The 9,919-nt window shown below is 70.3% G+C and carries 7 protein-coding genes; 5 read left to right on the forward strand and 2 right to left on the reverse strand.

The window, feature by feature from the left end:
- Window positions 1-248 precede the first annotated feature (248 nt).
- Window positions 249-803 carry a MerR family transcriptional regulator gene (locus GH736_RS10825; protein WP_159603100.1) on the forward strand — a complete coding sequence of 185 codons (555 nt, stop codon included), beginning with the start codon at window positions 249-251 and terminating at the stop codon, window positions 801-803.
- A 139-nt stretch (window positions 804-942) separates the two neighbouring features.
- Here GH736_RS10825 and GH736_RS10830 read toward each other — a convergent pair whose 3' ends face one another.
- Window positions 943-1,776 (reverse strand): ParA family protein, encoded by an 834-nt coding sequence (locus tag GH736_RS10830; protein WP_159603102.1) that lies wholly within the window; start codon window positions 1,774-1,776, stop codon window positions 943-945.
- Window positions 1,777-1,851: 75 nt separating this feature from the next.
- Between GH736_RS10830 and GH736_RS10835 the strand changes: the two genes are divergently transcribed.
- From GH736_RS10835 to def, 3 genes are read left to right on the forward strand one after another with little or no spacing between them, the layout of a single operon-like run.
- Window positions 1,852-5,256 carry a pyruvate carboxylase gene (locus GH736_RS10835; protein ID WP_159603104.1) on the forward strand — a complete coding sequence of 1,135 codons (3,405 nt, stop codon included), beginning with the start codon at window positions 1,852-1,854 and terminating at the stop codon, window positions 5,254-5,256.
- Window positions 5,257-5,293: 37 nt separating this feature from the next.
- Window positions 5,294-6,685, forward strand: coding sequence for a MinD/ParA family ATP-binding protein (locus GH736_RS10840; protein ID WP_235934002.1), 1,392 nt, complete (start codon window positions 5,294-5,296; stop codon window positions 6,683-6,685).
- Between the two features lie 13 nt (window positions 6,686-6,698).
- Window positions 6,699-7,190: a peptide deformylase gene (def, locus tag GH736_RS10845; protein WP_159603106.1), complete on the forward strand. Its 492-nt coding sequence runs from the start codon at window positions 6,699-6,701 to the stop codon at window positions 7,188-7,190.
- 91 nt (window positions 7,191-7,281) lie between these two features.
- On the opposite strand, the gene GH736_RS10850 is transcribed toward def, so the two are convergent.
- Entirely contained in the window at window positions 7,282-9,111 is a 1,830-nt protein-coding gene (locus GH736_RS10850; RefSeq protein ID WP_159603108.1) for an AMP-dependent synthetase/ligase, read from the reverse strand.
- A 147-nt stretch (window positions 9,112-9,258) separates the two neighbouring features.
- Here GH736_RS10850 and GH736_RS10855 point away from each other — a divergent pair.
- Window positions 9,259-9,919, forward strand: a 661-nt coding sequence (locus tag GH736_RS10855) for an ROK family protein (RefSeq protein WP_159603110.1), incomplete at its 3' end; no start/stop codon positions are given.

Raw genomic sequence — 9,919 nt, forward strand, 5'->3', positions numbered from 1 at the left:
GAAGGACACGCATCATGAGCGGAGCAGGCTCCCCCGAGCTCGACGTCGACGGCACCGGCCTCCGGGTGGTGATCGTCGCCGGCAGCTGGCACGACGAGATCACGAACGGGCTCATCGCTCGCACGACTCGCACGCTGATCCGCGACACGCCGTGACGTTCGGCCCGATGTGTTTGGCGAGGACCCCCGGCGTCGGTAGCGTGGGACTCGCGCCATCGGGGTGCGGGCGTGAGAGTGAGGGGCGATCGGATGAGCGAGCTCGACCGGAGTGAACGGGATCGCTACGACCTCGGCCTGCTGTTCACCGACGGGCTCCCCGATCACGACGATGCGGCCGGCTATCGCGGCGCGGTCGCGGCTCGCGCGGCGGGCATCAGCTACCGGCAGCTCGACTACTGGGCCCGCACCCAGCTCGTCGAGCCCACGGTCCGCGGCGCGGCCGGTTCGGGTTCGCAGCGCCTCTACGGCTTCCGCGACATCCTCGTGCTCAAGCTCGTCAAGCGGCTCCTCGACACGGGCATCTCGCTGCAGCAGATCCGCACCGCGGTGACGCAGCTCCGTGAGGCCGGCATCGACGACCTCGCGCAGACGACGCTCATGAGCGACGGTGCGAGCGTCTACCTCTGCACCTCCGACGACGAGGTGATCGACCTCGTCAACCGCGGCCAGGGCGTCTTCGGCATCGCCGTCGGGAAGGTGCTCAGGGAGGTGGAGTCGACGCTGGTCGAACTCGACACCCACCCGGCCGACCCGATGGACGAACTCGCCGCGCGCCGCGGCACGCGCTCGCGCAAGATCTCCTGACCCGAGCCCGGCCCGAAGCCTCGCCCTCCCGGCGGTGTGCTGACGCTCGCGGACCCGCCTCACGCGGTGCCGACCGCTTCTCCAGCCCGGCGGCACGCGCGCACCATCGCCGCGCCACGCCCGGGCGTTCCAGATGACGTCAGATGACGGGTGACTCGAGCTCGAGCGGCGTGCCCGCGTACTCGGCGATCCGCGCGGTGCGCAGCACCCGGTCGAGCAGCTGGTCGAAGTGGTTCGACATCTCCTCGGCGCTCTCGCCGGGCCACATGTGCAGCGGCTTCGCCGCACCCTGCGCCTGCTGCAGCGACGTGCGCTCGGGCAGCTGCGGGGAGAGCACGAGCGGGCCGAACATGTCGCGCAGCTCCTTGATGCGGAACTGGTGCTCGAGCGACTGCACGCGCGCGCGGTTCACGATGATGCCGAGCGGCTGCAGCCTGGGGGAGAGTCCTCGACGGATCTCCTCGATGGCGCGCAGCGCACGATCGGCGGCGGCGACCGAGAACAGGCCGGGCTCGGTGACGACGGCGACCCGGTCGCTCGCGGCCCAGGCCGTGCGGGTGAGCGCGTTCAGCGAGGGCGCGCAGTCGATGAGGACGAGCTCGTAGTCGGCCTCGACGTTCGCGAGTGCCTCCTCGAGCTTCCAGATGTCGCGGATCGACGGGTGCGGGCCGTCGTAGTTGATGGCCGACGGGCTGCCGATCATGACGTCGATCGTGGAGCTCGGGTTCGACCTCGCCCAGCCGCTCGGGGCGATCGCCGAGCGCACGATCTTCTCCTTCGGCGACGCCAGGACGTCGGCGACGTTCAGGTGGCCGGCCATCTGGATGTCCATGCCGGTCGACACATCGGACTGCGGGTCGAGGTCGACGACGAGCGTCCGCACCCCTCGGGCGAAGGCCGCTGAGGCCAGTCCGAGGGTGACGGTCGTCTTGCCGACACCGCCCTTCAGGGAACTGACGCTGAGTACGTGCACGAACAGATACGTTACCTTTAGTCCTCGGGCGATACCTAAATGTTCGCTGTGCGGAAACCCGTCGGAAAGGCCTGCATGTTCACGAAGATCCTGGTAGCCAATCGCGGAGAGATCGCCATCCGGGCGTTCCGTGCAGCCGTCGAACTCGGCGCGAAGACCGTCGCCGTGTACCCGTTCGAGGACCGCAACTCCCTGCACCGCCTGAAGGCGGACGAGGCGTACCAGATCGGCGTGCCTGGACATCCGGTGCGCGCCTATCTCGACGTGGCCGAGATCATCCGCGTGGCACGCGAGTCGGGCGCCGACGCGATCTACCCGGGCTACGGGTTCCTGTCGGAGAACCCCGAGCTCGCGCAGGCCGCGGCCGAGGCCGGCATCACCTTCATCGGGCCGCCGAAGCACGTGCTCGAGATGGCCGGCAACAAGGTCACGGCGAAGGAGCACGCCATCGCCGCGGGCGTGCCCGTGCTGAAGTCCACGCCGCCCTCGCGCGACATCGACGCGCTCATCTCGCAGGCCGACGAGATCGGCTTCCCCATCTTCGCCAAGGCGGTCGCCGGCGGCGGCGGTCGCGGCATGCGCCGCGTCAACACGAAGGACGAGCTGCGCGGGTCCCTCGAGGAGGCCATGCGCGAGGCCGACAGCGCGTTCGGCGACCCGACCATGTTCCTCGAGCAGGCGGTGCTCCGGCCCCGCCACATCGAGGTCCAGGTGCTGGCGGATGCCACCGGCGAGACCGTCCACCTGTTCGAGCGCGACTGCTCGGTGCAGCGTCGTCACCAGAAGGTCATCGAGATCGCGCCGGCGCCGAACCTGTCCGACGACGTGCGCCGGTCGCTCTACCGCGACGCGATCGCCTTCGCGAAGTCCATCGGCTACGTCAACGCGGGCACCGTCGAGTTCCTCCTCGACACCGCGGGCGAGCGGGCGGGCGAGCACGTGTTCATCGAGATGAACCCCCGCATCCAGGTCGAGCACACCGTGACCGAGGAGGTCACCGACGTCGACCTCGTCGTCTCGCAGATCCGCATCGCCGCGGGGGAGACCCTCGCGAGCCTCGGACTCGAGCAGGACCAGATCCGGCTGCGCGGTGCGGCACTGCAGTGTCGCATCACGACCGAGGACCCCACCGCCGGCTTCCGGCCCGACACGGGCAAGATCACCACCTACCGGTCGCCGGGCGGTGCCGGCATCCGCCTCGACGGCGGCACGATCAACCCGGGCGCCCAGATCAGCCCTCACTTCGACTCGATGCTCGCGAAGCTCACGTGCCGTGGCCGCGACTACCCGGCCGCGGTCTCGCGCGCGAAGCGCGCCCTGGCCGAATTCCGCATCCGCGGCGTCTCCACGAACATCCCCTTCCTCCAGGCGGTCCTCGAGGATCCGGCCTTCGTCGCCGGCGATCTCAGCACCTCGTTCATCGAGGAGCGCCCGCAGCTGGTCCGCGGCCGCGTCTCCAAGGACCGCGGCACCAAGATCCTCAACTGGCTCGCGGATGTCACCGTGAACCAGCCGAACGGTCCGGCGCCCACCTCGGTGAGCCCGGCCGAGAAGCTCCCCGCGCTCGATCTCTCGAAGCCGGCACCGGCCGGGTCGCGGCAGCGCCTCCTCGAGCTCGGCCCGGCGGGCTTCGCGGCGGCCCTGCGTGCGCAGACGCCGCTCGCGGTCACCGAGACGACGTTCCGCGACGCGCACCAGTCGCTGCTCGCGACCCGGGTGCGCACGAAGGACCTCGTCGCCGTCGCCCCCTACGTGGCGCGCATGACGCCCGAGCTGCTCTCGGTGGAGGCGTGGGGCGGTGCGACGTACGACGTGGCGCTGCGGTTCCTCGGCGAAGACCCGTGGGAGCGCCTCGCCGCCCTCCGTGAGGCACTGCCGAACGTGAACATCCAGATGCTGCTGCGCGGCCGCAACACCGTCGGCTACACGCCGTACCCCACCGAGGTCACCGACGCGTTCATCCGCGAGGCGGCGGCCACCGGCGTCGACATCTTCCGCATCTTCGACGCCCTCAACGACGTGAACCAGATGCGTCCGGCGATCGATGCCGTGCTGGCCACCGGTCACGCCGTCGCCGAGGTGGCGCTCTGCTACACGGGCGACCTGCTCGACCCCGCCGAAGACCTGTACACGCTCGACTACTACCTGGGGCTCGCCGACGAGATCGTCGCCGCGGGCGCCCACATCCTCGCGATCAAGGACATGGCGGGCCTCCTCCGTCCGGCCGCCGCCGAGCGACTCGTGACCGCCCTGCGGGAGCGCTTCGACCTGCCGGTGCACCTGCACACGCACGACACCGCCGGAGGGCAGCTGGCCACGCTGCTCGCGGCGAGCAGGGCCGGCGTCGACGCGGTCGACGTGGCGAGCGCGCCCATGGCGGGCACCACGAGCCAGCCGTCCGCCTCATCGCTGGTCGCGGCGCTCGCGCACACCGAGCGCGACACCGGCATCTCGCTGCAGGCGGTCGCCGATCTCGAGCCGTACTGGGAATCGGTCCGCCGCCTCTACAAGCCGTTCGAGTCCGGCCTGCCCGGCCCCACCGGGCGCGTGTACCACCACGAGATCCCCGGCGGACAGCTCTCGAACCTGCGCCAGCAGGCCATCGCGCTCGGCCTCGCCGACGACTTCGAGCTCATCGAGGACATGTACGCCGCGGCCAACAAGATCCTCGGCCGCGTGCCGAAGGTCACGCCGTCGTCGAAGGTGGTCGGCGACCTCGCCCTGCACCTCGCGGCGGTGAAGGCCGATCCGGCCGACTTCGCGGAGAACCCCGACAAGTACGACGTGCCCGACTCGGTGGTGGGCTTCATGGCCGGGGAGCTCGGCGACCTGCCCGGCGGGTGGCCCGAGCCGTTCCGCACGAAGGTGCTCGCCGGCCGCGACGTGCGCATCGGCGTGACGGAGCTCACCGACGACCAGCGCGCCGCGCTCGACGCCGACAGCGCCACCCGTCGCGCGACGTTGAACGCGCTGCTGTTCCCGGCCCCCACGCGCCAGTTCGAGCAGATCCGCGAGCTGTTCGGCGACCTCTCGGTCGTCGACACCTCCGACTACCTCTACGGCCTGCGCCAGGGCTCCGAGCACGTGGTCGAGATCGACAAGGGCGTGCGGCTCTACGCCGGCCTCGAGGCGATCGGCGAGGCCGACGACAAGGGCATGCGCACCGTCATGACGATCCTCAACGGCCAGCTCCGGCCGGTCTTCGTGCGCGACCGCAGCATCGTCGTCGAGACGCGCGCGGCCGAGAAGGCGGATGCCTCGCAGCCGGGCCAGGTGGCCGCGCCCTTCTCGGGCGTGGTCACCCTGCAGGTCGAGCCGGGCGCCGAGATCGCCGCCGGACAGAGCGTGGCGTCGATCGAGGCGATGAAGATGGAGGCGGCGATCACCTCGCCCGTCGCCGGTGTCGTGGAGCGGCTCGCCATCCCCAAGACGCAGCAGGTGGAGGCGGGCGATCTGCTCGTGGTGGTGCGCCCGCGCTAGGCTGTCCATGTGTTCGCACTGGTGAGGAGGGGTATCCGTGGCTGACGACAGCAGTGATCGCGAGATGACGACTCGTCGTGCGACCGGCGGGCGCCGAGCCCCCGATGAGCACGGCGAGCTCGGGCCGACGACGGGCGCCCACGCGGCGAGTGCGCTTCCCGAGAGCCTGAACATCCGGGTCGACCTGCCTCCGGCGCCGCGGCCCGAGATGCCCGAAGACGAGGTCGCCGTCGCGATCGACGACGTCGCCGTGAATCCGGGCACCGTGGTCGGCGGCGGGCCGTCGACCACCTCGGTCGAGGTCGTCACCCCGGCGCTCTCCGGTTCGGGATACCGCAGCTCCTACCGGCGCGACGCGTCGCCGTACAGCGCGCTCCTCGCCTCCGACGCCTCCAAGCTCCGTCGCGAGCGCGTCAGCACCGACACCGGCAGCCACGTCGCCGTCGTCGATGTGCCGACCGACGAGCTCACGCCCGCCGAATTGCCCGAGCCGTCCGAGTCCCTCACCGCCGATCGGCTCATCGACCTGAACCGCACCACGCGGCCCGCGCCGCACGGCGGGTTCAACCGCTTCCTCTACGAGGCGTCGCTGCACCTCGTCAACCTCGGCGACTCCGCCAAGGTGCGGGCCTACAAGGAGCTGACCGCCCGCATCCAGAAGCGCTTCGAGGGCGGCGCGCGGTTCGTGCCCGTGCTCACCCGCAAGGGCGGCGTCGGCAAGACGACGATCACCGCGCTGCTCGGAATGGCCCTCGCCGATGCGCGCGACGACCGCATCATCGCGATCGACGCCAACCCCGACCGCGGCACGCTCGCCGAGCGGGTCGACCGCCAGACCCGCGAGACGGTGCGCGACGTCGTCACGAAGGCCTCGTCGATCGGCGGCTACACCGACTTCTCCGCGTTCGTCTCCCGTGACGAGACTCGCCTCGACATCCTCGCGTCCGACACCGATCCGACGCTGTCCGAGGCGTTCGACGACAACGACTACAACGTGGTCGCCGGCCTCGCGGCCCGGTACTACTCCCTGGTGCTCACCGACTGCGGCACCGGCATCGTGCACTCCGTGATGCGCGCCACCCTGCAGCGCGCCGACTCGATCGTGATCGTGTCGGGCGGCAGTGTCGACGAGGCGCGGCTCGCGTCCGAGACGCTCACCTGGCTCGAGGCCAACGGCTACGGGGAGCTCGTGCGGAACGCCGTCGTCGCGATCAACCTCGCGACGCAGGGCACCCACCTCGTCAAGGTCGACGAGATCGAGGCGCACTTCGCCTCCCGGGTGCGCGAGATCGTGCGGATCCCCTACGACCCGCAGCTCGCAGCCGGATCCGTCGTGAACTGGCACGAGCTTCGTCCCGTGACCAAGCACGCGGCCCGCGAACTCGCGGCGCTCGTCGTGGAAGGCCTGCCCGCCGACCGCGGGTACTGATATCGGAGCGCACGTGCCGGAACGCCCCATTCGCCTGTTCGGCGACCCCGTCCTGAAGACCGTCTCCGCCCCCGTCGAACAGATCGACGATGGCGTGCGCGCGCTCGTCGCCGACCTCATCGACAGCGTCAAGCTGCCGGGGCGCGCGGGCGTGGCCGCCTCGCAGATCGGCGTCAACCTGCGCGCCTTCAGCTACAACGTCGACGGCGAGGTCGGGTACGTCCTGAACCCCGAGATCGTCGAGGTGTCGGGCGAGCTCGAGCCCATCGACGAGGGATGCCTCTCGGTCCCGGGGCTCTGGCACAAGACGCCGCGGCATCCGTTCGCCCGCGTTCGGGGCATCGACCTCGACGGGAACGAGATCGAGCTCTCGGGCTCGGGCCTGATGGCGCAGGCGCTGCAGCACGAGACCGATCACCTCGACGGCATCCTCTACCTCGACCGGCTCGAGAAGGCCGAGCGTCGCGTCGCGATGAAGGAGGTGCGCGAGTCGGACTGGTTCTGACGCGCCAGCCGGCCGGCCTGCCACCATGACACACGAAGGGCCCCGCGGATGCCGCGGGGCCCTTCGTCGTGCACCGGACCGATGCGCTCGCTCAGTGGACGATGGAATGGCCCTCGGTCGCCGGGGCACCCGAGTACATCGACTCGATCTGGCCGGAGAAGTCCTCGAGGATCACGTTGCGCTTGATGCTGAGCTTCGGGGTGAGGTGTCCGCTCGCCTCGGTCAGCTCGGTCGCGAGGATCGTGAACTTGCGGATCGACTCGGCCCGCGACACGTTCTCATTCGCGGCGTCGATGGCCCGCTGCACCTCGGCGAGCACCGCGGCGTTGATCGTGGCCTCCTCGAGGCTCATGCCGGCGTCCTCGTGGTTGTTGTTGAGCCAGACGGGGAGCATCTCGGGGTCGAGCGTGATCAGGGCGGAGATGAACGGCTTCTTGTCGCCGACGACGACCACCTGTCCCACCAGCGGGTTCGCGCGGATCGGGTCTTCCAGGGCGGCGGGCGACACGTTCTTGCCGCCGGCCGTCACGATGATCTCCTTCTTGCGTCCCGTGATCGACAGGAACCCGTCGCTGTCGAAGGAGCCGAGGTCGCCGGTCTTGAACCACTCGCCGTCGAAGGTCTCGGCGGTCGCCTCGGGGTTCTTCCAGTACTCCTTGAAGACGTTGATGCCCTTGACCTCGATCTCGCCGTCGTCGGCGATGCGGACCGAGACCCCGGGAAGCGCCGGACCGACCGATCCGATCTTCGACTTCGTGGCCAGGTTGACGGTTGCGGGCGCCGTCGTCTCGGTGAGGCCGTAGCCCTCGAGGATCGTGATGCCGAGCGCGTGGTAGAAGTGGCCGAGACGCGGCCCGAGCGGGGCGGAGCCCGAGACGGCGTACTTCACGTTGCCGCCCATGGCGGCGCGCAGCTTCGAGAGCACCAGTCGGTCGAGGACCGCGAACTTCACCTTGAGGCCGAACGGCACCGAACCAGCCTCCTTCGCCATCGAGTAGGCGACGGCGGTCTCGGCGGCGGCGCGGAAGATCTTGCCCTTGCCGCCGGCTTCGGCCTTCTGCTCGGAGACGTTGTAGACCTTCTCGAACACGCGCGGGACGGCGAGCAGGAACGTGGGCTTGAAGCTGCCGAGGCTCGGCAGCAGCTGCTTGGTGTCGGGCTGGTGGCCGACCCGTACGCCGGCGTGCACCGCGAGCACCGCGATGAAGCGGGCGAAGATGTGCGCGGTCGTGATGAAGAGCAGGGTCGACGCGCCGGGCTCGGACACGACCTCCTTGAGCGCCACGGCCGAGTTGCGGCAGAGCTCGACGAAGTTCGAGTGGGTGAGCACGCAGCCCTTCGGCTTGCCCGTGGAGCCCGAGGTGTAGATCAGGGTCGCGATGTCGGAGCCGACCGCGAGGTTGCGTCGCCGTTCGATCTCCTCGTCGGCGACGCCGGTGCCGGCCGTCGCGAGCTTGTCGAGGTCGCCGAGGTCGATCTGCCAGACGTTCCGGATGGCGGGCAGTTCGGGATGCACCTCGTCGAAGCGCGCGAAGTGGTCGGGCGTCTCGAGGATCACCGAGACGGCGCCGGAGTCGCTGAGGTTCCACTTCACCTGCGAGGGGGAGTTGGTCTCGTAGATCGGCACGAGCACCGCGCCGGCGAACCAGGTGGCGAAGTCGATGAGGGTCCACTCGTACCGGGTCTTGCACATGAGCCCGATCTTGTCGCCCGGCTGGATGCCCGCGGCCACGAGGCCCTTCGCGAGAGCGATGACCTGGTCGTAGAACTCGCGCGTCGTGACCGGCGACCAGCCGCCGTCGGCGGTCGGAAGTGAGAACAGCACGGAGTCGGGAGTGGCGGCGACCCGGTCGACGAGGAGGTCGGTCGCGTTCGCGTCGGGGTCGGCCGGGACGAGGGCGGGGGTATCGAACTGGATCACGGTAGCTCCTTCGGCACCGGAGGAGGCCGCGCGGCCTCGGGGCGCGCGAACCTCGGCATTGGGGTCGATTACACTCTAGTCGTTGCTCGTGCGGCCCTGAGGCCCCGGGATCATTCGGCCTCACCCCGTTCGAAAGGCGGCTTGCTGGTGCACGCGATCGGTATCGACATCGGCGGGACGAAGATCGCAGGAGCGGTCGTCGACGAGTTCGGCGCCATCGTGCGCAGCGAGCGCGTGCCGACCGCCGCCGGCGATCCCGTACTGCTCGAGGACGCGGTCGTCGGCATGATCCAGTCCCTCTCGGCCGGCGGCGACATCGCCGCCGTCGGCGTCGCCGCCGCCGGGTTCATCGACGCCGCCCAGTCGACCGTCTACTACGCGCCCAACATCAACTGGCGCAACGAGCCGTTCCGCGAGAAGCTCGAGGCCCGCGTCGGCACGACCGTGGTCGTCGACAACGATGCGAACGCCGCCGGGTGGGCCGAGTTCCGGTTCGGCGCCGGCCGTCTCGTGAGCGACATGGTGATGCTCACGATCGGCACGGGCGTGGGCGGTGCGATCGTCGCGGGCGACCGCCTGTTCCGCGGGGGCTTCGGCGCCGGCGCCGAGCTCGGCCATGTCCGGGTCGTGCCGGGCGGCATCGCCTGCGGCTGCGGGCAGCACGGATGCCTCGAGCAGTACGGGTCGGGCAGGGCTCTGCTGCGCATGTCGAACGAGATCGCCGACGCGGGCGGCATCGGGCAGACGCTGGCGCGGGTGCGCGACGAGCACGGCGCACTCGACGGACGGCTCGTCGGCGCCCTCATCG

Origin of the sequence: Agromyces humi, assembly GCF_009720255.1 — a bacterium.
GTDB classification, from domain to species: Bacteria; Actinomycetota; Actinomycetes; order Actinomycetales; family Microbacteriaceae; genus Agromyces; species Agromyces humi.